The 25,310-nt window shown below is 29.3% G+C and carries 27 protein-coding genes and 1 other RNA gene; 17 read left to right on the top strand and 11 right to left on the bottom strand.

Going from position 1 to position 25,310, the window contains the following annotated elements:
* Positions 1–5 precede the first annotated feature (5 nt).
* Genes mnmE through rpmH form a run of 6 tightly spaced genes read right to left on the bottom strand, consistent with a single transcriptional unit; the run spans position 6 to position 4,574 of the window.
* Entirely contained in the window at positions 6–1,334 is a 1,329-nt protein-coding gene (mnmE, locus tag FMM58_RS05140) for a tRNA uridine-5-carboxymethylaminomethyl(34) synthesis GTPase MnmE (RefSeq protein WP_150180468.1), read from the bottom strand.
* Positions 1,327–2,187 (bottom strand): Jag N-terminal domain-containing protein, encoded by an 861-nt coding sequence (locus tag FMM58_RS05135; protein ID WP_150139954.1) that lies wholly within the window; start codon positions 2,185–2,187, stop codon positions 1,327–1,329. Before FMM58_RS05135 ends, mnmE begins: the two co-directional genes overlap by 8 nt.
* Positions 2,188–2,190: 3 nt before the next feature.
* Positions 2,191–3,780, bottom strand: coding sequence for a membrane protein insertase YidC (gene yidC, locus FMM58_RS05130; RefSeq protein ID WP_150139989.1), 1,590 nt, complete (start codon positions 3,778–3,780; stop codon positions 2,191–2,193).
* Positions 3,781–3,799: 19 nt separating this feature from the next.
* Positions 3,800–4,129 (bottom strand): membrane protein insertion efficiency factor YidD, encoded by a 330-nt coding sequence (yidD, locus tag FMM58_RS05125; protein WP_150139953.1) that lies wholly within the window; start codon positions 4,127–4,129, stop codon positions 3,800–3,802.
* The gene (rnpA, locus tag FMM58_RS05120; protein WP_150139952.1) at positions 4,117–4,443 is read right to left on the bottom strand and encodes a ribonuclease P protein component; all 327 of its coding nucleotides are present in this window, start codon (positions 4,441–4,443) and stop codon (positions 4,117–4,119) included. The genes yidD and rnpA overlap by 13 nt, the downstream gene beginning before the upstream one ends.
* Positions 4,440–4,574, bottom strand: coding sequence for a 50S ribosomal protein L34 (rpmH, locus tag FMM58_RS05115; RefSeq protein WP_150139951.1), 135 nt, complete (start codon positions 4,572–4,574; stop codon positions 4,440–4,442). Before rpmH ends, rnpA begins: the two co-directional genes overlap by 4 nt.
* A gap of 137 nt (positions 4,575–4,711) precedes the next feature.
* Between rpmH and FMM58_RS08695 the strand changes: the two genes are divergently transcribed.
* Both FMM58_RS08695 and FMM58_RS05110 read left to right on the top strand, forming a co-directional pair.
* A complete protein-coding gene (locus tag FMM58_RS08695; RefSeq protein ID WP_190317950.1) occupies positions 4,712–5,320 on the top strand; it encodes a uracil-DNA glycosylase family protein in 609 nt (202 codons plus the stop codon).
* Positions 5,317–6,504, top strand: coding sequence for a hypothetical protein (locus tag FMM58_RS05110; RefSeq protein WP_190317949.1), 1,188 nt, complete (start codon positions 5,317–5,319; stop codon positions 6,502–6,504). The genes FMM58_RS08695 and FMM58_RS05110 overlap by 4 nt, the downstream gene beginning before the upstream one ends.
* On the opposite strand, the gene FMM58_RS05105 is transcribed toward FMM58_RS05110, so the two are convergent.
* Positions 6,497–6,874, bottom strand: coding sequence for a YbgC/FadM family acyl-CoA thioesterase (locus tag FMM58_RS05105; protein WP_150139950.1), 378 nt, complete (start codon positions 6,872–6,874; stop codon positions 6,497–6,499). The two genes, FMM58_RS05110 and FMM58_RS05105, sit on opposite strands and share 8 nt — an antisense overlap.
* Before the next feature lie 148 nt (positions 6,875–7,022).
* Between FMM58_RS05105 and FMM58_RS05100 the strand changes: the two genes are divergently transcribed.
* From FMM58_RS05100 to FMM58_RS09150, 7 genes are all read left to right on the top strand, one after another.
* Complete coding sequence (locus tag FMM58_RS05100) at positions 7,023–7,985, top strand: ABC transporter permease (protein ID WP_150180467.1); 963 nt, start codon at positions 7,023–7,025, stop codon at positions 7,983–7,985.
* Positions 7,978–8,916 (top strand): iron chelate uptake ABC transporter family permease subunit, encoded by a 939-nt coding sequence (locus tag FMM58_RS05095; RefSeq protein ID WP_150139948.1) that lies wholly within the window; start codon positions 7,978–7,980, stop codon positions 8,914–8,916. Before FMM58_RS05100 ends, FMM58_RS05095 begins: the two co-directional genes overlap by 8 nt.
* The gene (locus FMM58_RS05090) at positions 8,913–9,668 is read left to right on the top strand and encodes an ABC transporter ATP-binding protein (RefSeq protein ID WP_150139947.1); all 756 of its coding nucleotides are present in this window, start codon (positions 8,913–8,915) and stop codon (positions 9,666–9,668) included. The genes FMM58_RS05095 and FMM58_RS05090 overlap by 4 nt, the downstream gene beginning before the upstream one ends.
* Before the next feature lie 13 nt (positions 9,669–9,681).
* Positions 9,682–10,728, top strand: a complete 1,047-nt coding sequence (locus FMM58_RS05085; protein ID WP_150180466.1) for a siderophore ABC transporter substrate-binding protein — start codon at positions 9,682–9,684, stop codon at positions 10,726–10,728.
* 327 nt (positions 10,729–11,055) lie between these two features.
* Positions 11,056–11,517, top strand: coding sequence for a hypothetical protein (locus FMM58_RS05080; protein ID WP_150139945.1), 462 nt, complete (start codon positions 11,056–11,058; stop codon positions 11,515–11,517).
* Positions 11,510–11,692: a hypothetical protein gene (locus FMM58_RS05075; protein WP_150180465.1), complete on the top strand. Its 183-nt coding sequence runs from the start codon at positions 11,510–11,512 to the stop codon at positions 11,690–11,692. The genes FMM58_RS05080 and FMM58_RS05075 overlap by 8 nt, the downstream gene beginning before the upstream one ends.
* 12 nt (positions 11,693–11,704) lie before the next feature.
* Complete coding sequence (locus FMM58_RS09150; protein ID WP_263312706.1) at positions 11,705–11,833, top strand: hypothetical protein; 129 nt, start codon at positions 11,705–11,707, stop codon at positions 11,831–11,833.
* A gap of 460 nt (positions 11,834–12,293) precedes the next feature.
* Here the strand turns inward: FMM58_RS09150 and ssrA are convergent.
* Together ssrA and FMM58_RS05065 are read right to left on the bottom strand one after the other, a co-directional pair.
* Positions 12,294–12,652, bottom strand: a transfer-messenger RNA (tmRNA) gene (gene ssrA, locus FMM58_RS05070).
* 12 nt (positions 12,653–12,664) lie between these two features.
* Positions 12,665–13,075 carry a histidine phosphotransferase gene (locus FMM58_RS05065; RefSeq protein WP_150139943.1) on the bottom strand — a complete coding sequence of 137 codons (411 nt, stop codon included), beginning with the start codon at positions 13,073–13,075 and terminating at the stop codon, positions 12,665–12,667.
* A gap of 80 nt (positions 13,076–13,155) precedes the next feature.
* Here FMM58_RS05065 and ruvB point away from each other — a divergent pair, with 80 nt between their 5' ends.
* From ruvB to FMM58_RS05025, 8 genes are all read left to right on the top strand, one after another.
* Positions 13,156–14,166, top strand: a complete 1,011-nt coding sequence (gene ruvB, locus FMM58_RS05060) for a Holliday junction branch migration DNA helicase RuvB (RefSeq protein ID WP_150180464.1) — start codon at positions 13,156–13,158, stop codon at positions 14,164–14,166.
* Positions 14,167–14,168: 2 nt separating this feature from the next.
* Positions 14,169–15,212: an AI-2E family transporter gene (locus tag FMM58_RS05055; RefSeq protein WP_150139941.1), complete on the top strand. Its 1,044-nt coding sequence runs from the start codon at positions 14,169–14,171 to the stop codon at positions 15,210–15,212.
* 229 nt (positions 15,213–15,441) lie between these two features.
* Complete coding sequence (locus tag FMM58_RS05050; RefSeq protein ID WP_150139940.1) at positions 15,442–16,122, top strand: hypothetical protein; 681 nt, start codon at positions 15,442–15,444, stop codon at positions 16,120–16,122.
* The gene (locus tag FMM58_RS05045; RefSeq protein ID WP_150151805.1) at positions 16,119–16,739 is read left to right on the top strand and encodes a hypothetical protein; all 621 of its coding nucleotides are present in this window, start codon (positions 16,119–16,121) and stop codon (positions 16,737–16,739) included. Before FMM58_RS05050 ends, FMM58_RS05045 begins: the two co-directional genes overlap by 4 nt.
* Positions 16,739–18,841 (top strand): TonB-dependent receptor, encoded by a 2,103-nt coding sequence (locus FMM58_RS05040; RefSeq protein WP_150180463.1) that lies wholly within the window; start codon positions 16,739–16,741, stop codon positions 18,839–18,841. The genes FMM58_RS05045 and FMM58_RS05040 overlap by 1 nt, the downstream gene beginning before the upstream one ends.
* Before the next feature lie 8 nt (positions 18,842–18,849).
* Entirely contained in the window at positions 18,850–19,815 is a 966-nt protein-coding gene (locus FMM58_RS05035; protein WP_150139937.1) for an ABC transporter substrate-binding protein, read from the top strand.
* On the top strand, positions 19,815–20,780 hold the full coding sequence (locus FMM58_RS05030; protein WP_150139936.1) for a FecCD family ABC transporter permease: 966 nt from the start codon (positions 19,815–19,817) through the stop codon (positions 20,778–20,780). The genes FMM58_RS05035 and FMM58_RS05030 overlap by 1 nt, the downstream gene beginning before the upstream one ends.
* Entirely contained in the window at positions 20,777–21,517 is a 741-nt protein-coding gene (locus tag FMM58_RS05025; RefSeq protein WP_150139935.1) for an ABC transporter ATP-binding protein, read from the top strand. Before FMM58_RS05030 ends, FMM58_RS05025 begins: the two co-directional genes overlap by 4 nt.
* Positions 21,518–21,596: 79 nt before the next feature.
* On the opposite strand, the gene FMM58_RS05020 is transcribed toward FMM58_RS05025, so the two are convergent.
* A complete protein-coding gene (locus tag FMM58_RS05020; RefSeq protein ID WP_411675293.1) occupies positions 21,597–22,073 on the bottom strand; it encodes a hypothetical protein in 477 nt (158 codons plus the stop codon).
* Positions 22,074–25,310 carry a cytochrome c biogenesis protein CcsA gene (ccsA, locus tag FMM58_RS05015; protein ID WP_150180462.1) on the bottom strand — a complete coding sequence of 1,079 codons (3,237 nt, stop codon included), beginning with the start codon at positions 25,308–25,310 and terminating at the stop codon, positions 22,074–22,076.

Below are 25,310 nucleotides of genomic sequence, written 5' to 3'. Positions count from 1 at the left end.
ATCCTTTATTTTCCTAAACAAAAATTACTAAACATTTCATCTAAAATTTCATCACTATTAAAATCCTTAGTAAATTTTGCAATCTCTTGTATAGCTAAGTTTAATTCAAAAGCAAAGAGTTCTAAATTTTCCTCATTTATTAAATTTTTTGCCCTTAAAATCGCCTCGCTTGCACTTTTTAAAGCATTTATAACATATAAAGAATGAACAATCACTCCATTACTATCAAGGCTTTTTAAATATGTAACAAGGGCATTTTTAAGTGCGTTTATATCATGCTTTGTGCTAATTTTTATAAAATCTAAGTTCTTAAAGGTTTTAAAATTTTGCTTTAAATCGCATTTATTTAAGACCCAAAAAATTTTTTTTGAATTATCCTTTAAAAGTTCGTATAAATTCTCATCTTCTTTACTTAAATAAGAATTATAATCAAATAAAGCTATGATTATATCAGCTTCATCAATGCTTTTTTTACTAAGTTCTATGCCCTTATTTTCAATCAAATCATCACTATTTCTTATGCCTGCTGTATCAATTATACGAAGTAAAAAGCCATCTAGGCAAAAGCTTTCTTCTACTCTATCTCTTGTAGTACCTGGTACTTGTGAAACAATGGCCCTTTCATAACTTAAAAAGGCATTTAATAAAGAACTTTTACCAACATTTGGCTTTCCTACAATGGCAACCTTAAAGCCATCAATCAGGCCCTTTTTACTTTGTGAAATAGTATAAATTTCATTTAAAATATCAGCATTTTCCTTACACATTGCTTGAATTTGATTAAGCAAATCCTTAGGTAAATCATCATCTGCATAATCAATGCTAGTTTCAACAAAGGCCAAAGTTTTTACTAAATCCTGCCTTATTTTTTCAAGTAAAAGCCCTAATTTCCCTTCTAAATTTCTAGCTATAATTTTTGCTGCAAAACTTGATTTTGCAAATATTAAATCCTGTATATTTAAGGCCTTTAAAATAGACATTTTGCCATTTAAACAAGCCCTTTTGCTAAATTCTCCTGGCCTTGCTAGTCTAGCCCCCAAAGTTATGAGATTTTCTAAAACCACTTCGCTAACACTAACTCCTCCATGTACTTGAAACTCGACTATATCTTCACCACTAAAACTAAAGGGTGCCTTAAAGTAAAGTACAATGGCCTCGTCTATAAAATCATTATTTTCATCATAAAGCTTACAAAGGGTAGCGTAACGTTCTTTTAAATTTGTTTTGTGAGTAAGTTTAAGGGCAATTGAAAGGGCATTATCGCCACTTAATCTTACTATAGAAATTGATGAAATTCCATGGGAAGTAGAAATGGCTGCTATAGTCTCATTCATTTCTTTTAAAAAAATCGTTAATAACTACAAAACGTTGTTCACCATTTTGCTTAATGCCTACATATTTATTAGGAAACTGAGCTCTTAATTGTTCTAGGGCTATTTTTATCAAAACTCCATCAAGGGGCTTTGTTTGACCTCTGCCACTAAGTTGTACCTTTTCAATTACAGATTGTAGATAAAACTGCATGCCTCTTATTTGATTTTCTAAAAATTGTGCTATTTCAAGTCTAATTAATAAATCATATTTTGAATTTATCCAACTATGTAAAAGATAAGACATAGCTTTATATCTATGAGCTTCCTTACCTATCATTAAGGCTGCATCTTCTCCATCAAGTCTAATCAAAACGCAGTTTTCATCAAACATTCTTAATTCTTCTAAGTGTATGTTAAATTCCATACTTTCAAGCAAAGAAACAATCCCTGTGCGAATTTCGCTTAAAATTTCATCTATATCTTTTTTACTTTCCTTATGAAAGCTATCAAAAATCCTATCGCTTTCTACATTATAAGAACTTCTTAGAATTTCTTTTCTAATTACAACTTCTTCTTGTTTTACTTCTTCTTCATTTGTTAAATTTTGTCTTTCAAATTTGCTTTCACTTCTTGTTTCAAAATTTTTTTCATATCTTTTATCTTTTTCATAATTTTTATAAGGCTTTTTCTCAAATTCCTTTTTAAATGCCTTTTTTTTGGAACGTACTTCTATGATAGCATTTTTTTTTCCAAAACCTAAAAAACCACCCTTAGAATATTGTAAAATTTCATATTCTAGGTCAATAATAGAACATTGTAATTCTTTGGCCGCCTGTGTTAAGGCGCTTTCTAAATTTGAGGCTTCAATTTTCATAATCTACTCGCTTTCTTTTCTTTTATGATGTTCTCTTGCAAAAAGCTTATTAATAACAAATTGTTGAAGTAAAGAACAAAGGTTATTAACACACCAATAAAGTGTAAGTCCTGCTGGAAACCATAAAAAGAAAAAGGTAAAAATTACAGGTAAAAATTTCATAATCTTAGCTTGTGTAGGGTCTTGTATACTCATAGGTGTAATGAGTTGTTGTACAAACATTGTCACACCCATTAAAATAGGCAAGATAAAATAAGGGTCCATTAATGATAAATCATGTATCCAAAACGCCCAAGGGGCGTCTTTTAACTCTGTGGCATTTAACAAAACTCTATAAATGGCAAAAAATATAGGAATTTGTAAAAATATAGGCAAACACCCACTCATAGGATTTGCTCCATGTTTTTTATAAAGTTCCATCATGTGCATATTCATTTTTTGTGGATCGCCCTTGTAACGTTCTTTTAATTCTTTCATTTTTGGGGCTAAGTCTTTTAATTTATTCATAGACATCATAGATTTATAGGTTAGAGGAAATAGCACAATTCTAACTATTAAGGTCATTACTACAATGGCCCAGCCCCAGTTATTAATGTATTTATGTAAGAAATTTAAAAAATCAAACATAGGCCTAGCTATAAAGGTAAACCAGCCATATTCAATAACATCTTTAAGCCTTTTATCAATATTCATTAAAACAGCATGTTCTTTTGAACCTATGTAACCACCTGCTTTAAAACTATTTTGTGCTTGTGCGTAAATTATAGGATTTTCTTTTTCATCGTGGCTAATAACTATATTTAAAGGTTCGTCAAAATTATAAAACACAGAAGCATAGTATCTATCAAAGGCAGAAGCAATGATAATATTATTTACTTGTTCATTTTCATCCACATCCTCATCTTCAAAGGTAGTAATCTTTTCATCCTTATCAACGACTAAAGCCCCATGCACGGTGTAGCCATCAATTGCTATACTAGGTCTAAAACCCGGGCTTATAAAATAAGGTGTATCCTTGCTAAGCTTAATCTCAATCTCATAATTTCCCCTGGGATAAAAGGTAATGATTTTTTCTACTTTTAGATCACTTAAATTTTGAGTTAAATGTAAAATTTTATGTTCATTTTCTATTATAAGCTCACTTTCATCGCTAATATAAGGGGTATTAAAGGCTTCTTGATTGATATTTGTATCATTAAAACGAAGTTCTAAAGGCAGTGGCAATTTATCATTTGTTACTAAATTTGCCCTACTTCCATCTTCTTTTTGATGCTTTTTATCCTTTAAATAAAAAGTACTAATGCGTCCATAAATATCAATATCTGCTTCAAAGAAATCGCTAGAAATTTTAACTAAATTTTGACTTTGTGAAATGGGAGCATTTGTCGTTGGTAAAGAAGTGTTTTCTTGTTTAACTTCTGGGGCTGTATTTGAAATTGTACTTTCATTTGTGCTAATTTGAGTTGTGTTTTGTTCGCTGTTTATAGGCTTTTTTGGTAAGAAAAAATAATCATAAACCATAAAAAATACAAAAGAGATAATAACAGCTAAAAAAATTCGTTTTTGTTGAGTAGCATTATTTTTATTATTAATAGGATTCACCATTGTTCCTTTATAAAATTTTAATTAAATAATACGCTTCTTTTTTATAAGGAATATATAAAAAACGCAAGGGTTTTTTTGCTAAAAAAGAAGGCTTAAATATACTTATAGTTTGAAAAGAAGTTGAAATTTTTGGATAATCAAAACCACCTTTAAAAAAAGGATTGCACTTTATAATTCTAATAAAGGTTGCAAAAAAGGCTAAGAAAATATTATTTTTTTGAAATTGCAAAAAGGCAAAATTTGAACAACTTGGATAATATCTACAACAATTAGGCTTTAATGGGCTTATAAAATACTGATAAAAACGCAATATCTTTAAACAAATTATCTTAAACATTCTAATTTTTTAAAACCCCATTTTAAATCTTTTTCTAAACGCAAAAAATGTGCAGTTTTCATTTCTTCTTTGGCTATAAAAATATACTTACCACTTTTTAAACTATTTTGTGCGTTAAAAAATAAAGCCCTTAAAACGCGTTTAACGCGATTTCTAATAACTGCCTTACCCACCTTTTTACCTGCTACAACTGCCATTTTTTTTTCTTCACTTTTTAAATAAAAAATAATAAAACCATTGCAGTGCCATTTTTTGCCTGTTTTGTAAACTTGTGTAAATTCTTCATTGCTATCAAATTTAAAAAAAGTTCTCACACAGCAAGTCTTTTTCTACCCTTAGAACGTCTTGCGTTGATAATCTTACGTCCATTTTTACTTTTCATACGAACCCTAAAACCATGAGTGCGTTTTTTAGGAGTATTATGTGGTTGATAAGTCCTTTTCATAAGAATTTCCTTAAAAATATAAAATAAAGTTCGTATTTTATCTAAGCCTTACTTATAAATTGCTTTAAAATTTCAAGCAATTCTTAACCTTTATTTTGTTAAATTTACAAAGTTTAATTAAACTTGAAAGTTCATTAATGATTCGAAGCTTACATTATCTTAAAGCCATGGGTTATGATTTTTTAGATGAGATAAAAGATGAAAACATATATAATTTAAGCTTTGATAATCTAAGAAAAACAGCTAGTACTTGTTCTTTATGTCAATTTTCAAAGCAAAGAAAACATATTTTAATGCAAAAAACTCAAAAAAATGCAAGACTTTTTGTTTTAACAAGTTTTGGGCAAAAAAGTGAAAATGAGAGTGGAATTTTGCTTAATTCAAAGCAAGGTGAGAGATTAAAAACTTTAATCTATGAAAACTTAGGACTGAACGAAGAAAATTTTTATTTTTCTTATCTAATTAAATGTTTTTCTTCTTTGAAAGTTGACGATTTTTCGCTACAATCTTGTTTGCCATTTAGCTTAAATGAGATAAATTTAATTAAGCCAAAATTTATACTTTGCTTAGGTTATTATCCTTTTAAGGCTTTGGGATTTGATGATTTTAACTCTTTAAGAGGTGAAATTTTATCTTATAAAAATAGTCTTATAATGGCAAGTTTTGATATGGATTTTTTAGAAAAAAATCCAAGTTATCAAGATGAATTTAAAAAAGATTTATTAAAGATTAAGGGTTTTATATGAAAAAAATTATACTTATTTTAATGCTAAGTTCGATATTACTTTATGCAAAGAGTCAAAAATTATCAAAAATAGAACCAAGTGAAAATATATATCCAAATTTAAGCACTCATGTTTGTAACAAAAATTGCCTACTTGAATACCTAGAATCAAGACTTTATCTTAGCTTTTTAAGTGAATTTAGCTCAAATACTGACCAGCTTTTAGTAAATATCTATGCAAAACTTTTAAATTCCATAACAGATTTTGAAAAAAATATTCAAAAATCAGCCTCAATAAAACTTGCCATTATTATCCCTGAAAAAACTATAAAAAGTTATTCTAACACCATAATAAACGCAAGTGTAGCTTATTTATTAAGACAAAGGGCAGATATTAAGCTTAAAGTTTTTTTAATAGGCACAGAAGATAGTGTTAATATAAAAGAGGCCTTACAACAAATAAAGGCTCAAAATTATCAATATATAGTAGCAGGCCTTACTCAAAAAGGAGTTAGCGTACTTGAAAATTACCAAGATAATATGAAAATTTTCATACCTACAACGCATAAAAGCACGACAAATGTAAAAAGTGAAAATATCTTTTTTGGTGGCATTGATTACGAAGCACAAATTAAAACCCTTTTAAATAAAGGAAATTCAAAGATAGCTATATTTAGTGAAAACTCATCCTTGCTAAATAGCCTAACAAGCGAAGTTAAGCAACTAAATCCTGATACGTCTACTTATAATGTTAATAGTGATAAAATGAATTTTGCATCTTTACTTCGTTCGCAAGAGTCTTTAAATGGGACTACGATTTTTTTTAATACCTCCTTAATCAAAACTGCCCTTATTAGTTCTCAACTGCGTGTATATAAAATTTATCCAGCCGTACTTTTATCAACTCAAATAAATTATAACCCTGCCCTTTTTAGCCTTACTCAGCTAAATGACAGACGCAATTTTTACATAGCAAATTCCATAAATAACACAGATGATAATCTAGCTTATTTAAATGAAATTTTCAATCAAAATATAAATTATAACTGGGTGTCTTATGCTACTAGCATAGGGGTTGATTATTTTTACACAAATTTTTTAAGCGATAATAAATCCTTATTTGAAGAAAGTATAAATAATTCACAAGTTATTTATAATATTCGCTTAATGCGTGGTTTAAATGGGAATTTTGAAGAGACTAAGTAGATAATTCTTTAAAATATTTTTTAATATTTTCATCCATTTTACAAGGCTTAGAATCTTTTATATAAGCTAAAACAAAGTTTGCAGAAAAGATTTTGATATCGTCTTTAAAAATATCTTGTTCTAAGATAACAGAGGCATTTTTAAGTTCTAAAATTTGCGTTTTAATCTCTAAAATATCGCCAAGCTTAGCAGATTTTATAAAATCACAAGTAGTTCTTTTTAACAAAAAATGTCCCCTATCTTTATCAAAAATATCAGCATTTTTTTGAAAAAAAATTTCACTCCTTGCTCTTTCACAAAATTTTAAATAATTACTATGATAAACAACCCCACCTGCATCAGTATCCTCGTAATAAACACGTATTTTCATATACTATCCTTAGAATTTTTACAAATTATAACAAAGTCTAGGTTAAATTTTTATTTTTAAAAATACTTATCAATTTTTTATAACTTATTAAAGAATTTTAGATACAATAGCCAACTTTGATAATTATTATTATATTATAAGGATATTTGTGTTTTTAAGACATATTTTTTCGTTAAAAATTTTGCTTAGCTTACTTATTATCTTTTCTTTTATAAGCATCTTTGTAGGCGTTAAAAACATAAATTTAAGCAATTTTTTAGATTATGAAAATATAGAAATTTTATTAATCACTAGGATACCTCGCTTAATTGCCATTATATTAACGGGAATGAGCCTTGGAATTTGTGGGCTTATAATGCAACAATTAACGCAAAATAAATTCGTATCTCCAACCACAGCTGGAACTATGGATTGTGCGAGATTTGGTATATTAATAGCCCTAGTTTTTTTTGGGTCAAATTCCTTTATAATTCAAGGTATAATAGCTTCTTTGTTTGCTATGATTGGAAGTTTTATTTTTATTCAAATGCTAAAATATATCAAGCTTAAAGATATCATCTTTGTACCATTAATAGGCATTATGTTTGGAGGTATAGTTAGTGCGATAAGTACATTTTTTGCTTATAGTTTAAATTATATTCAAAGCATAGGTGCTTGGTTACAAGGTAGCTTTACAAATATAATGCAAGGAAATTATGAGTTAATTTATATTAGCTTGCCCCTATTTTTACTAGCCTTTTTCTTTGCAAATAAAATTACCATTGTTGGAATGGGCGAAGATATTGCCTTAAATTTGGGTGTTTCTTATAATTTAGTCTTATTAATAGGGCTTTTAATAGTTTCAATAATCACTTCAATCATAGTTGTAAGCGTTGGGGTTATCCCCTTTTTAGGGCTTATAATTCCAAATATTATAGCAATTTATAGAGGAGATAATCTTAGAAAAAATCTCATATACATAGCACTTAGTGGGGCTTTGTTTTTACTAATTTGTGATATTTTTTCAAGACTTATAATATATCCTTTTGAAATGCCTATAAGCATAACAGCAGGAGTTGTTGGAAGTTTTGTTTTTATCTTGCTTTTATTTAGGAAACAAAACTATGCTTAAAAGAATGCTTATTTTAATGCTTATTGCCCTTGTTATAATTGTTGCTTATATATTTAGCTTTACAGGGGAATTTAGCGAATATGCCATTAAAAATCGCTCAATGCAAGTTTGTGCCGTTATAATAGTAGCATCTTGCATAGGCGTTTCAACCATTATTTTTCAAACCATAAGCAATAATAAAATTCTAACCCCAAGCATTATAGGGCTTGATTCTTTATATTTGCTTTTGCAATCTTTTTTAGTTTTTACCCTTGGGGCTATTAATTTAAGTGTTTATAAGGAAAATGTAAATTTTTTATTAAGCTTAGTTTGTATGATATTTTTTGCCCTACTTCTATATAAAATTTTATTTAGAAACGAAAGAAGTATATATTTAATCATGCTTTTAGGCTTAATCTTTGGGACCTTATTTAGTACATTGAGTTCTTTTTTTGAAGTATTAATTGACCCTGATGAATTTATGATTGTACAAGGTAGAATGTTTGCAAGTTTTGATAATATCGCCTTGGATGTTTTATTACTGGCTAGCATTGCTACTATTGCTTGTTTTTTAATAATATTTAAGTATCTTAAAATTTTAAATCCTTTGATTTTAGGCAAGGATTTAGCTATAAATTTAGGCATTGATTATCAAAATGTAGTTAAAAAATTAATGATAATAGTTGCTGTTTTAACCTCGATTGCAACTGCCCTAGTAGGTCCTATAACTTTTTTAGGACTTATAGTAGCAAATATAACTTATGAACTTTTTAAAACCTGCAAACATGAAATTTTACTTTTTGCTTGTGTATTTGTAAGTATGATTGCACTAGTTGGGGCGATTTTTTTCGTATCAAAGGTTTTTGGCTATAACACAACTGTGAGTGTGATTATAAATTTTCTAGGTGGAATTTATTTTATTTATTTAGTATTTAAGGATAATAAAAGATGATAAGGCTCGAAAATATTAATAAATTTTATAACGAAAAAGCTGTTTTAGAAAATATAAATTTAAGCTTTAAAAAGGGTAAGATTACTGCTTTAATAGGGGCAAATGGGGCTGGGAAAAGCACCATTTTAGCTATTGCTAGTCGTCTTATTAAGGCTGATAGTGGTGAAATTTATGTAAATGATAAACCTATAAATTCTTATAAAAGCGATATTTTAGCCCAAAAAATTTCTATATTAAAACAACAAAATAATATAAATATGCGTTTAAGGGTCGATGAATTAGTAGCCTTTGGACGTTTTCCTTATTCTCAAGGAAAATTAAATAAGATTGACAAAGAAAAGATTAACACTGCCCTAAATTATATGGGAATTTATGAACTTAAAAATAGATTCTTAGACACACTCAGTGGAGGTCAAAGACAAAGGACCTTTATAGCGATGATTATAGCACAAGATACTGATTTTATCTTTTTTGATGAGCCATTAAATAGCCTTGATATGAAACATTGTGTTCAAATTATGCAGTTAATGCAAAATTTAGTGCATGATTTTAACAAATCAATAGCTGTTGTCTTGCATGATATAAATTTTGCTGCTACTTATGCTGATGAGATAGCTGCCCTAAAAAATGGCAAGTTAATCGCCTGTGATAGCACAGACAAGCTTATAAACACGGAAATGCTAGCACAAATTTATGATATGCAAATTAAGGTTTGTGAATTTGAAAAAAAACGAGTTTGCATATATTTTTAATAAAGGAGAAATAATGAAAAAAAATTTAGTTGTCGCACTTTGTGCGATTGTCGTTGCTTTCAGTGCTTGCACTGATAATAAAAAAGTAAGTACTGAGTCAAATAGTACTGGAAATAATACAAGTGTTGAAGTAAATTCAAGCACTGCAGAACAATCTAAGCCAGTTGATGCAAAGGCTAGTTTTGAGATAACCCCTATTAACGTGGAAGAAGATGGGGATAATTTTATCATTCATCACAGCCTTGGTACAAGTTCAGTTGTAAAGGCCCCTACAAAGGTAGTGGTACTTGATTTAGGTATATTAGATAGCTTTTCTGCCTTAAATTTAAATGACAATGTCGTAGGGGTACCTATTAAAAATTTGCCAAGATATTTAGTGGAATTTTCAAATAAAAATAGCATTGGTGGCGTTCAACAAGTGGATTTAGAGGCCATTAATGCCTTAAAGCCTGATTTAATCATCATTTCAGGAAGACAGGCAAAGTATTATGACAAGCTTAAAGAAATAGCCCCAACTGCCTTTATGGGTATAGGGTATGATAATGCAAGCTTTTTAAATTCTTTCAAAACAAATACTTTAGCCCTTGCTAAACTTTATGGAAAAGAAGCAGAGGCTAATGAGAAAATTGCTCTAATTGAAGGTGAGATAAGCAAGGCTAAAGAAGAATTATCAAAGGATAAAAAAGCCCTTATCATAATGACAAATGCAAATAAAATTTCAGCCTTTGGACCTTCTTCTCGCTTTGGTCTAATACATGATATTTTAGGCATTAACCCGGTTGATGATAGCATAAAGGTAGGGACTCATGGAAAAAGCATAAATTATGAGTATATTTTAGAAACAAATCCAGATTTTATCTTTATTGTAGATAGGAATGTTATAGTTGGCAAGGATAAGGTTAATGACGAGTTTTTAAATAATGCCTTGATTAAAAAAACAAAGGCTGCAAATGAAGGTAAAATAGTCTTTTTAGACCCTGAGTATTGGTACTTAGTAGGTGGAAATGGGATTAAATCTTTAAGTGCCATGATAAAAGAAGTAGTTGACGGAGTTAAATAATTTACTTAAGGCTTAAATTTAATTTTAAGCCTTAAGCTTTTAAAAAAATTTTCTTGCTTAATTTTAATAAAATAAAAAAATAGATACAATATTATAAATATTTTAAAGAATTTTCAAACAAAATATAAAGGAAAGTTGGATAATAAGGCATTTGAAAGCAATTTTTATTGTATTACATACAGGCATACAAAATTCAAATTCAGTGTTTTTTAAAATACATAAAAAAATCATAAATAATGCTATGCTAAATTTTTTCTTTGCCACTTATAAAATAATTGATTTTATACGATTTACAAATACAAAACTAGCTTTTAGGAATTTTCAAAAATGATGGGGCGAAATAAGCTATTAATATTTTTAAGTGTATTAATATTAAAAAATTCCATTAAAAATCACCCCTTTAATATAGAAGAAATTCCTATGACAAAACTACACAATACTCTTTTAGATTATCAAAAAATCGCTATTTTAGTAACCCATGCAGAAGATAGGGTAGAAGAAAAAAAGTTATTTAACGATGTGCTAATTCGCACCTTAAATATGATGAAAGATGCTAGTTTATTATACTTTCAAACTAAGATTATAAAGGATGATAAGGGTAAAAATAATATAGTTTTAACTAAATTAAAAATGGCAGAAAATGGCTTAAGATTATACGAACTTTATCAAAATGACCAAAAATCAAGTAGCTTTGTGGATGATGATAAATTAAAAAATTTAAGCTATCAAGGCATTAAAAAATATATCTTAGATAAAAACATAGAAAAGGAGTATGTATATAATGAATGATGAAAAGGCTAAAAATTTACTTCAAATTTTTACGGATTTAAATACTGTTCTTATGGATAAAAACAAATTTTTACACTTAAAAACACTATGTAAAAAGGACGACAAGGCAAAGGAAAATTTAAACGAACTTCTAAGAATAGTTAATGAATTTTCAAGCAAAATTCAAAAGCAATAATTAGGGATTTAAATGCCCTACACCCTAGAAACAAAACTGAAAGCAAATAAATTTTATTCAACCCTTGGCATAGAAATAAGCTTACCAGAAGAAGTAGGCACATATAGCAATCAAGGAAATTTTGAATGCAACATATATTAAATATTATTTTAATGATAATTGCTTTATTTTTTATCAATAATAAAAAATATTGTTTGGTTTATGGTTTTTGTTTTTATATATTCCATTTTTATTCTTTGTTTATAATGGAGAAAAAAGCTCTTTAACAATGGCTGCAAGTATAAACAAAACATCTTTTTATCTTATTTAGAAATTTTTATTATAGCATTTGTGTGGATGAATGGAGAATTTTTTATTTCTTTTATAGTTTATAAGTTATTAAAATTTTTATTTGCTTGATAAATAAAAAGACTTATTTAAAGTTTTTTAGATTGCCTACGCTTTTAAAATGTCCTTTTTTAATTTCATACAGGTAGTAAAATAAATAGTAAAATTATATCATAATATTTAATTTATTATAAATATATTTGGATATCTAAGAGTGTCAAAGTGTGCTAAAATGGTAATTGAAAGATATTGATAAAACTTAGAAATAGCTTAATGGTGGAGACGAGGGGAATTGAACCCCTGTCCAAAAATAATCCCACAACAATCTCTACATGCTTATCAAAGATGAAAATTTCACTAGTTTAAACTCACCTTTAAAATTTCACAAACTAGCTAAGACTAAATTTGGCTTAAAATTCGTCAAAAATCAAGCTACACTATCAAAAAATGACTCGCTTTTTTAACTAGATAGTATCATCAAAAAGCAAGGCTCAACCACGACTACGCAACTCTAGCGTAGGCAGGAGCAAATTTCGCGTTGTTTGCGTTTAAATTTAAGTAGGCTTTTTACGCTTTGCCCAAAGCGACATGCCATCATTGCAAAACTATTCCTGTCGAAGCCAGGTCGTCCCCATTAAGAAAAGTTTATTTAGAAATGATATTTGGAACATTAACAATTAAAGGATTAAAAAGAGCTAAAACAGAAGCATCATTTTCATAAGAACGGCAATATTTTTCAAACTGGTCACTCATTAAAAGCAACCAATCAGCAAATTCATCACTTGCAGGACCATTAAAACGACTGGCTTCTTGCATCATTTCTTCACAAAATACACAAAAATCAGTAATTTCTCCTAAATCAAGCCTTCTTGCCGCCCAAGCTGTATTATGGGCTAGTCTTTCTATCTCATTTATTGCTTCTTTATATTTTTCACTATCGCTTGTAAGCTTGATAATTAAGGGTTCAAAGCTATCACACATGGTCCTAAAGTACTGCAAAAATTTATCCACATCATCAATATCGTGTTCCATTTCTAAACTGCGTAAAATTCCCATAAGCACTCATCGTAATTTTTGCCAAATTTTAACAAAAATTAGTTAAAATCTTATTTGAATTTTAAAAACAAGTGTAAAAAATGGATAAAATCGTAGAAATAGAAAAATTTTCCTTTGATGAAAAATACGAAAATTCTTTACGTCCTACCTCCTTTGATGATTACATAGGACAAGAAAATATCAAAAAAAATTTAAATGTTTTTATAAGTGCTGCAAAAAAAAGAGAGGAAAATTTAGACCATATTTTATTTAGTGGTCCTGCTGGACTTGGAAAAACAACACTTGCAAATATTATCTCTTATGAAATGACTGCAAATATCAAAACAACGGCAGCTCCGATGATAGAAAAGAGTGGGGATTTAGCTGCTATTCTTACAAATTTAAGTGAAGGTGATATTTTATTTATAGATGAAATTCATCGCCTTAGCCCTGCGATTGAAGAAGTACTTTATCCGGCAATGGAGGACTTTCGCTTGGATATTATCATAGGTAGTGGGCCAGCTGCGCAAACCATTAAAATAGACCTGCCAAAATTTACCCTAATAGGTGCAACCACAAGGGCAGGAAAGCTTAGTAATCCTTTGCGAGATAGATTTGGAATGCAATTTAGGCTTGAATTTTATAAAGATGAAGAACTAGCAACGATTATACAAAAAGCAGCTGTAAAATTAAATAAAACTTGTGATAAAAACGCAGCCATGGAGATAGCAAAAAGGAGCCGCTCAACGCCTAGAATAGCACTTCGTTTATTAAGAAGGGTTAGAGATTTTGCAGATGTAAACGATGAAGAAACAATCACTCAACAAAGGACCGTAGAGGCCTTAAATTCACTTGGAGTAAATGAACTTGGCTTTGATAGTATGGATTTAAAATATTTAGAACTTTTAACAACTTCTAGGGGCCGTCCTATAGGGCTTGGTAGCTTAGCAGCGGCCTTAAGCGAGGATGAAAATACCATTGAGGACGTGATTGAGCCCTATTTACTTGCAAATGGCTATATAGAAAGAACTGCAAAGGGCAGAATTGCTAGTGTTAAAAGCTACAAGGCTTTAAAATTAAATTACGAGCGAACTTTGTTTGACGAGGAGTAAGTTTGAAAAATGGTAAAGTTTTTTTATTTTGTTTTATTTTAATAGTTTTATTATTATTATTATATCTTTTCAAAGATTTCTTGCTAGTAATTATCATTTCGAGCCTAATGGCGGTTGCTACCTCAAATTTACATGCTAAAATTTTATTTTTTGTAAAGGGAAAAAAATTACTAGCTACTATTTTAACGACTATTTGTATAATAATAGTCTTTTTTGCACCCTTTATTTATGCCATGGTTGAACTTGCAAAAATACTTAGAAATTTCGATATAAATGTGGTTAGTCAAACCTTAGAATATATTAGAAGTTATGAATTTAAACTACCTGAGCCGCTTCAATTTTTAGAACCAAAAATAAAAAAATTTTTGATAGAACTTGATTTAAATCAACTAGCAAAACAATCATTAAACTATCTCTCAAATTTTACAAAAAGTGGGGCTAAATTCTTAGTAGATATGGTTTTAATTTGTATTTTTTACTTTTTTGCAAATTTATACGGGACTGAACTTGTTATTTATATAAAATCAGTCGTGCCTATCAATAAAAAAGAATTAGAAGACGTTTTAAGCGAGGTTAGTAATGTAATGGCTGTTGTGCTTTATTCTATGGTGATTGTAGCTATTTTTGAGGGCTTTTTATTTTCTATAATTACAGGAATTTTTGGCTATGATGCCATTTTAATGGGCTTAGTTTTTTCAATAAGTTCTTTAATACCAGCAATAGGTGGGGCTTTAATGTATATACCTATTAGCATTTATGAGTTTACCCTTGGCAATCAAGCAACGGCCTTTTGGATTTTTGGCTATTGTATAATAGTTATTTCTTTTCTTGCAGATACTATCATTAAGCCACTTATAATAAAATGGATTAATCAAAAATTAGTAAAAACCCCTGCTAAAATCAATGAATTTTTAATATTTTTAGCAATGATAGCTGGAATTTCAAGCTTTGGTTTTTGGGGCATTATACTTGGACCTGCCATTTTAACCTTTTTTATATCTACCATTAGACTATATACCATTTTAAAAGATAAAAATTATATTTAATTTTTATCTTTACTTTATTCTAGTTATTTTTTTCATCTCAAATTAATTGATAATTTTAATCAATAAAAACTTATATTTTTCAAAAAAATTTATATTTTTTTGAAACTTATTTTCAAGTTTAAATACTTATATATAGACTATTTTAGAATTTTTCTTTCGTTTTTTTTTTTTTTATAAATTTTTAAAATAATTATCAATATAATACAAAGATTTTTTTAAAAGGAGAACCATGTCTTATATAGACTATACAAAATATGATTTTGAGCTTATCAAAAAAGCTGGAAAAATAGCTTATTTGGATTGTTGGGGTGATTCTTTGTGTTGCGAGGCAAAGCATCTTTGCGAAGAAGAACTTTATAAAGGGACCTTAAAAAAGGTTGATATTTATGAGGACTTAAATGAAATTTTTTGGCAAGAAAATCACGCAGCCATTCTTTTTCCTATGAATATAGACCAAATTTGGCTAAGTTCATATAAGGATAAATTTAAAGAGTACTTAGATAGAGGTGGAATTATTTTAAATTTCACGGCCTCAGTGAGTGATTTTTGTCCTTATGATAGTAAGTATATAGCTAGTAAAACACCTATTAGATTAAGAGAGGTTAAGCTAAATAAACACCCTATTTGTAATGGTTTGAGAGAGTATGATATAAATTATAGACGTGGAGTAAAGGGCTTTTTTAATAGAGGTTATAAAAATCCAAGTGATGAGGCTGAAATTTTTATGCAAGATGATGAAGGATATTGCGTAGCTTATGTTGATAGAACAAGCTCAAAGGGCGTTTTAATAAACACAGCAGGGGCTGATTTATTAGCTTATGGGCTTTTTGATTTAAGCACGGCTAGACGCCTTGGATTAAATGTCTTAATCTATATAGAAAATATCTTAAAAGAAAGGCTAGAAAAATGAAAAAAGCAATAATCACAGGAGGTAGTTCTTTTCACCAAAATTTCTTCATAAATAAAGATGCAAAATACAGTAATTTTTATGATGAAAAAATTTATCTAGCCAATCTTAAAGATAAGGATTTAAGCGAATTTGACTTAGTAGTTTTTGCCTCTCGTATGTATCCAAAATTTATGAGAGAAAATTTTGAGAAAATTTTAAATTATCTAAAAAATGATGGCAATGTTTTAATGTTTCCTGACTTAATAAGTGGACTTTTTAATCATATAACCTATGAAACAGGACAGGTAAATTTTTGGTGGTGGATAAGTCAAAATGCAGATTTACCTATGTATAAGGCTAATGAAAACTCTACTTTGTGGAATTTTTTAGAGGTTAAGGAGTGCAAATGGCATTATCATGGTACTTTTAAGCATGGTGGTGAAGTAGAAAAACTGCTTGTTGATGAACTTGGCAGGTCCATACTTTGTAAGGATGAAAAGACCTTTAAAGGCTCACTTTATCTAAGTGCACTAGACCCTGATTTTCACCTAGGACAAGGCTTTATGCCTATAACCGAAGTCTTTTTTGACAAATTTATGAAATGGCTTGAATTTGATATAAATAGCAAGGAGAAATAATGAAAAATAAAATTTTTTTAAGCCTAGCTTGTTATTTAGGACTTTTTTCAAATGCTTTTGCAAATGAAAATAACAAAACAAGCGAATATCAACTAGATTCAATCATTATTAAAGATAGTGCTGATTATCTTAATACCTTTGATACTCCCTTAATTGAACAAAGTAGGAGTATAAGTGTGATAAATTCTGAGTCAATTTTAAGAAATAGTACTACAAATGGAATTCAAGGTATATTAGAACAAGCACCCGGTATTATGTTTGTTCGTTCAGGCAGTACAAATGGACAAGTTTCTATTAGAGGTATGAGTACACAGGTTTCAAGGGCTTTGATTACATTAGATGGGGTACCTGTACTTGGTAGAAATACTTTGGCTTTAAATATTTTTGATTCAAATTCACTTGATGCAGTTGAAATTATTAGAGGACCTGCCTCAGCCCTTTATGGTTCTGATGCTATGAACGGAGTTATAAATTTTATTTCAAGGCGTTATAGAGGTGATATTAATAAAGAATTTGATATGGATTTTAGATTAAGGGCTTTGGAGTATTCTAGCGTAAATAGCGGCTTGGCTTCTCGCTTTGAAGCAATTGGAGGTGGTGATGGTTTTGATGTTTTATTTGGCTTAAATGGACGATATACAGAAGACTACCGAAGTCCAGAAGGTGAAATTAAAAATTCAAATTCTAAAAACTACGGCTTTGATTGGAATGTAGGATATAGTTATGATGATATAAGATATTACACGCAAGGTCGATATTCAAGGGCAGTAGATAACGATGGAGGTGGTCAATTTGCTGGGGCTGGAAGCGATTTTGGTTTCATTAGAAAAAGAGATCCTATTTATGAGACTTATTTAAAATTTGGAGTAGAGGCTGAAAATCTAAGCTTTGCTGAAAAGCTTGATTGGTATGTTTATTGGAGATATTATACGACTGATTTATATACTTATAACGCAGGAACGGGAAATTATGTAAATAATAAAGTATATAACAATAACTATATAGGTGGACGCCTAGCCTTTACTTCTATACTAAATGCTCATACTTTAAGATATGGCGTTGAAACATTAAATGCATTATCCCCAACTCAAGGAAAACAAGTAAATTTAAATACAAATATTGCACAAACTGATGGTAGAAAATCTTGGCAAAACACTATATCAGCCTTTATAACAGATGATTATTCTATGCTTGATAATTTAATACTTCAAGGTGCCATTAGATATGACCATGTATTCACCACAATAGGCAAAAGAAGTGCTGATACAGAATCAAGTTATAGCGATGAAGTAAAAGAAAAACTTAAAAATTTAGGTACGCTTGATGAAGGTGCATTAACAGGAAGTCTTGGTGCTGTTTGGTTTTTAAGTAATATATTTTCTATAACTGGTAATATTAGTCATAATTTTAAAGCACCAGGTGCTTCTAATTATTCATCGGCAAGTAGAGATACAAATGGAAATGAAAAATGGCCTAATCCTAATTTAAAAAGCGAAACTTCTCAAACTTATGAACTAGGATTTAGAATTCATGATGAACAAAACTTTTTTACCATAAACGCGTATAGGACAAATTATAAAGATATGTTAAAAACTACTAGTTCAGCTAGTTCTAGCAATTATTATTACGAAAACATAGGAAAAACTTACATTCAAGGCGTAGAACTTGAAGGAAATCATAAATTTTATGATTTTATCTTAGCTTATAATGCAACTCACACCTATGGACAAAATCGTACTGAAAATAAACCACTTGATCATATAGCCCCACTTTATGGCAGGATTTCACTTCAATATGATTATAAAAATTTTGGTTATTTAAAAGTACAAGAAAGAATGGTTAAGGGCAAAACTAGAATAGATGAAAGCCAAGAAAGAAAAAGTGGTAGTTATGCTATGAGTGATATTTACGCTGGTTTAAATTTGGGTGCGTTTAGTACTAATATGAAAGATATGGAACTTACTTTTGGGGTTGAAAATATCTTTGATAGAAAAGGACGCAATCCTGTAAATATTGAAGATATTAGTTATGATTTTGCAAGGACAAATCCTTTATTAGAACCTGGTACAAATTTCTTTGTAAAATATTCTTATAATTATTAAGGACTTTTATGAAAAAATTAATATTTTCTTTATTTATTTTTGTAAATTTTATTTTTGCCAAACAAGTAGTTATAGTTGATTTATGGCCAGTACCTTCTTTATTGGCCTTTATTACAAAAGATGCTAATATGGTTTTAATACCAAAGGCTTCATCAAATTTTATTAATAACTCACTGCTTGTAAAATTTTATCCTCAATTAAAAAATATCAAAAGTTCTAATAATCCTAGTTTAGAAGAACTTTTAGCCTTAAATGCTGATTTATATATTTGTCATATAAATGATTTAAAGATTTGTGAGTTTTTGAGTAAAAGTGGCAAAGAAGTATTAAAATTAACTATAAATGTAGATAATTATAATTCAAGATCAGCTCTGAAACATTGGCTAGAATCGCTCAATAAGTATTTTGATATTAAACAAATAAGCGATAAACTTTTATCTAATATTGATGAAGTAGAAAAAGAAATAAACTTAAAATTATACAATATCAAACCTATAAAAGCTGTTGCATTAAGAGGATATGATGGTAATAAAATAATGACAAGTACCGGTTTTGTAGACTATTTATTTAAAAAAACAGGTGCTACTAATGCATTTAAATTTAATGGCTTTAATAATAGTTATTTAAATTTAGAAGAATTCTACTCCCTAAATCCAGACATTATTTATATAACAAATTTTACCCCCTTGCAAGTTGAAGATATTATGCAAGATAAAAATTTACAAAATTTAAAAGCTGTTAAAAACAAAAAAGTTTTTAAATTGCCACTTGGTTCGTATCGCCCAACCGCCCCAAGCCTTGATTTAAGCTTAATATTAAAATTTCTAGCAAACAACAATCACCCAGAACTTTTTAATTATGATATAAAGGCTGAGTTTAAAAAGCATTTTAAGGAATTTTACGATATTAATTTAAGCGAGAACGATTTAAACTTAATTATGAATCCAAAAAGAGAGGCTGGAATTTCAAAATAATGAAAATATTGCTTTCCCTTTTAATCATCTTAATACTTGGATTTTTAACACTTGGCATAGGTCGTTATGATATAAGTTATGCTGAAATTTATGAAATTTTACTTTATCAAAATATGAATGATAAAAATTTTATTATCCTAAATGTAAGACTGCCTAGGGTTATCTTAGCTATCATTGTAGGTGCTGGGCTTGGCATAAGTGGGGCAAGTTTGCAAGCTATTTTTAGAAACCCTTTGGCAAGTCCTGATATTTTAGGCGTTTCAAGTGGGGCAAGTTTTGGAGCAGTTTTGTCCCTAATTTTAGGCCTTAATATATATTTTTTAACGCTTACTTCTTTTCTTTGTGGACTTTTAAGCTTAGGGCTTACGATTATTATAGCTAGGGATTTTAGCAATAAAATTATGATTATACTAGGAGGTATTATCATAGCTGCACTTTTTCAAAGCTTTATCTCGCTTTTAAAATACATAGCTGACCCACAAGATACCTTGCCCACTATTACTTACTGGCTTTTAGGTTCTTTGCAAGTTAGTAACACTCATCAAATTTTATTTTGTTGTGCCTTTATTATAATTTTTGGCCTTATAATATATTTGTTTCGCTGGAAACATAATATCTTAATGCTTGATGATAACGAGGCTAAAACGCTTGGCTTTAATGTGATTTATGTGAGATTATTTATCATATTTTGCGTTACCTTAATAATTGCTTGTATAGTTTCAATGTGTGGAATTATCGGCTGGATAGGTCTTGTAATACCTCACATTGCAAGAATGATAGCTGGTTTTAATACAGCAAAAGTCATTGCTTATAGCATAGTAATAGGTAGCATTTTCATGCTATTAATCGATACCCTAGCTAGAACCTTAATCAATCAAGAATTACCACTTTCTGTACTTAGTGCTATAGTTGGTGCCCCATTTTTCATAGCCATACTTTACAAATACAAAGGACTTAAAATATGAACGTGTTTAAAGCTGATAACATAAGCTTTAGCAGGGATAAAAAAGAACTTTTTAAAGATATAAATTTTGAACTTAAAAGTGGTGAAATTTTAGCTATCTTAGGGCGAAATGGGGTTGGTAAAACCACGCTTTTAAACTGCTTAATGGGGCTTTTGCCTGTGAAACATGGGAATATTAAGTTAAAAGATAAAAACCTTAAAGAATATAGCAAAAAAGAACTTTTTTCGTTAATTTCTTACATTCCACAGGCTAAAAATAACAACATTGGCTTAAATGTGCTTGACATGGTCTTACTCGGCTTAAATGTAGATATTAGCTTAATGCCTAAAAAAGAACATATCCAAAGGGCTAAGGATATGCTAAATTTGATAGGAATTTATCATTTAAAAGACAGAACTTGCGATAATCTAAGTGGAGGGGAATTGCAAATGGTAATCTTTGCAAGGGCGTTAATATCTAATCCATTGCTTATAATACTTGACGAACCTGAATCAAATTTGGATTTTAAAAATCAGCTTTTAATCTTAGAGAATTTAGAACGTTTAAAAGATAAAAAAAAGACTATTATTTTTAATACCCACTACCCACAAAATGCAAAAATCCTAGCTTCAAAAATTCTAATCCTAGAACCAAATTCACATTTATACGGCACAAATTCCTTAATCAATAAAACCCAACTTGGAAAAAGCTTTGAAGTAAAAGAAAGTTTTTTTGATTATTTAGCAAATATTGATTAAAAAATAATGTGCGAATGCCTGTGATTTACGTGATAGTGTTTATTAGTTTTAGACTTAAAGTTTGTTTATAAAAACAAAATCACGCATTTTCTTTTATTTTGCGTTTGGCAAGTCCCATTTGTTCGTAAGCATCAATTTCTTTTCTGTATGAATTTGAACTTCTTTTTAATTCTTGATTTAAAAAACTAATAGTACCAGCACTAGCCCTTGTATTTGAAGCAAGGGCTGATATAAATTCAAGCTTATTTTTGGTTTCATCATCCAAGGTTTTACTAGTTTTAGAACCAAGCTTGTGCTTTTGCAAAAAAAGCTTTGCAAGTTGTTTTAACTCAGAATCTGAATTATTTCTATTAGCTGCTTCTTCTATCATTTGATTTAATTCGCTTTTAAATTTCTTAGCTGGTGGGGCTTGTTCTTTTTTTTTCTTTGATTTTTTAGACTTTTTAGCTTTTTTAGGCCTTTTTTTGCCATCACTTAATGCAAAATAGGTAATAAAACTTAACACTAAAAAAAGTGCTAAAACGCTAAATAAGCCAACCATTACTAGTTTTGACACTTAAAGCCTACCTACATAAGTTCTTTTTGTATAAGAAAAAATTCCTAAACACACCATTAAGAAAAAGCCCCAATATACATAATCAGGGATTTGAGCTGCCTCTCCTCCTGCGTAAGAATGCATACCTGTTAAAAAATAATTTACACCAAAATAAGTCATTATAATAACCCAATAAGCAAACATTGAAGTTATAGCAAAATTAAATTGAGTAGCCCATGAAGGAATCATTCTAATATGCAAAATAGCTGCATAAACAAGTATACTAATTAAGGCCCAAGTTTCCTTTGAATCCCAGCTCCAATACCTGCCCCAGCTTTCATTTGCCCAAATAGCCCCTAAAAAATTTCCTATGGTTAACAAACAAAGCCCTAAAATCATAGCCATTTCATTAATCCTAGTGGCTTCTGTGATATTTCTTAAAATATTTGCGTTAAATTTGTCATCCTTTCTTAAAAAGCACATTAGTATTAAAACAAAAATTCCAAGTAAGGCACAAAGCCCTAAAAATCCATAACTTGCAGTGATTACAGATACATGTATGCTTAGCCAGTATGAATTTAATACAGGTTGAAGATTTGTAATTTGAGGATTTATCTCATTTAAATGTGCTACAAGCAATGTAATACCTGCTAGAATTGAGGTTAATGATAGGGCAATAGGGCTTTTCTTTGAAAAGAAAATACCTGAAAGCGATAGTGCCCAAGCTATATAAACCATACTTTCATAAGAATTACTCCAAGGGGCATGGTCTGCTAAATATGCCCTTAAAATAAGACCTATGCTATGAACTAAAAAGGCAAAAATATTAAAATAATAAACTAGTTTAAAGATTAAATTTATCTTTAAATTTGGCTTAATCATCTTAGCTAAAACTATACATAAAAGTAAAAAACCAGCCACTAAATAAAGTGGGGTAAGCTTTACAAAAATTTCTGCATGATTTACAAAAATTTCAGTTTGAAGTCTTGTTTTACTAGGGATTATAGCAGCACCAACCTTTTCTTGATATTCTTTAAGCAAATTCAAACCTCTATCTGCTTTTTTCCAGTCATTATTTGCAAAGGCCTCAGTAACAGCACCAAAATAATTTTGTATCAAGGAAAGTACAAATTCTCTTTCTTCTCCTTTTAAATGCGATATTGCAGAAAAAGGCGTTAGCCAAGCATTATCCTGGCTATTTGCAATAGGTATAAAGTGAAATAATTCTCCACTAAATACCAAGTACATAATATTTGCCCTTTCATCTAAATAAAGCAATTCTTTATCAAAAATACCTCTTGCGTTTGGGTTTTTACGATTTGCATTTTCTACATATTTTTGTAATTTATATTCTTGTCTATCTTCGCTTAAAAAGTCTAAATAAGATATATAAGGCTTACTTTCTATATTTAAAATTCTAGCAATCTCATCCCTTACAGCCTTATTTTTAGGCATAATGATAATGTCTTCTTTTTGCCACTCATCTACATTTGTTAGCATAGAAAGGACTATTGCATTTGCACTTTTTCCCTTGTATGTTGATTTTTTATAAATTTTTCCTAAAATTTCTTTTGAAAGCGTATCAAGGGGGGCCATCCTACCATCAGTTGCCTTTTGCATAACCAAAGAGGCTAAATTTTTAGCGTGTTTTTCATCTACATTTAAAATAAAATCACTATTTGCAAGGCTTTTTGTATTAAAGATAAATAAAATAAATATAGCAATACTTGCCGTTTTTAAGGCATCTTTATTTATAAGCCTTGCAAGAGTTCTAAATCTTGAATGTGGGTTAAGCAAATTTAAAAACATACCAAGGCTAAGTAAAAAATAACCTATATAGGTAGGAATTTTGCCAGGATCTTTGTTAACTGAAAGATAAGTACCCATTTCATCTTGGTCATAAGAACTTTGATAAAATCTATATCCATCATAATCTAAAACATTATTCATAAAAATCCTATAATCAAAATTTTCTTTATCATTTCTTACCTCAACCTCGCTTGCATAAGAAGATGGCGACATTGAACCTGGATATCTATCCATTATAAAATCTTTTAAATAAAGTTCAAAAGGCAAATCATAATACTCGCTACGCCAAGATACAAAAAATCTTTGTCCACCAAGTTCTATTCTTAAAGGATTTGAGTGTTCAAATATATAAAGTTCTCTTTCTTCTCCATCATAGCTTAATCTAAGTTTTAAGGCATTTTGGCCACTTAATTCAAGGGAATGATAATCTGTGCTCATAGCAAATTCTTTAAAAGGTGTAAGAAAAAAGGCTTTCCAATTGCTAGGTTCTCCAAAACTAGATACTAGCATGGTTCTAAATACTTCAAGCCAAGCACTTTTAAACCATAGCCACCAACTTTCATCCTGAGGTCTATTTTTACCAATTAAACTTTCTTGTCCATGCAAGGAGGCAAATTTGACAACGAAATTTATATTATTTATAGTATAAAGTCTTCTTTCTTTACTATCAACCATATCAAAAGGATTAATTGACGCACTATCTCCACTACTCATTTGCAAAAAAGATAAGGCATTGCTTGAACTAAGCTTTAAATTTTCATCAATCTTTACAAATGGTTTTTCTACCTCATCATTTAAAAAAGCAAAATTTATACCATCAATTGTTTTTATCTCCCCTTGCCTAAAATACAAATCAACTCCCTTGCTATCTTCACTAGAAAGCGTTAAGACAAGCAAGGGTGGAGATTTTTCATTTTCTTTAAAAACTGAATTAGCATCAAGTAATAAATTTTCATAAACTAATTTTGCCTTGCCCTTTTCTAAATCTAAATTTAAGTTAAAGCTATTTACAAAGGGTAGTAAAGAAATATAATCGCTATTTGTAACGCTAATTATATCGCCATCCTTAATGGTAGAAAGTCTTACAAAGGACTTAGAACTTTCAATGGCTGAATTTGTATCTCCTTCTCTAATATGAACCATACCCTCAAAGCCTAAATACCTTGTCATAGCAGCTCCAAACAAGATAAATAAAAAAGAGATATGAAAAAGTAAAAGTGGAATTTTTTTTCTATTTATCATCTTATAAGAAAAAATTGCACAGGCTAAGTTTATACCAAGTAAAAGCTGTATTAAGCCAAACCACCAAGTCCCATAAATCATAGCCCAAGCAGTTTGCGTTTTGTACGCACTTTCAATAAATGTAGCAAGGGCACTAAATATTGCAAAAAGCAAAAACAACATAATAGAAATTTTAATATTTCCCACATTTTTTATAAAAACTTTCAT

The sequence above is a fragment of the Campylobacter sp. LR291e genome (assembly GCF_008633915.1).
GTDB lineage: Bacteria > Campylobacterota > Campylobacteria > Campylobacterales > Campylobacteraceae > Campylobacter_D.
The sequence above is the reverse complement of the archived record's forward strand: the minus strand, read 5'-3'. Positions and strand labels throughout refer to the sequence as shown.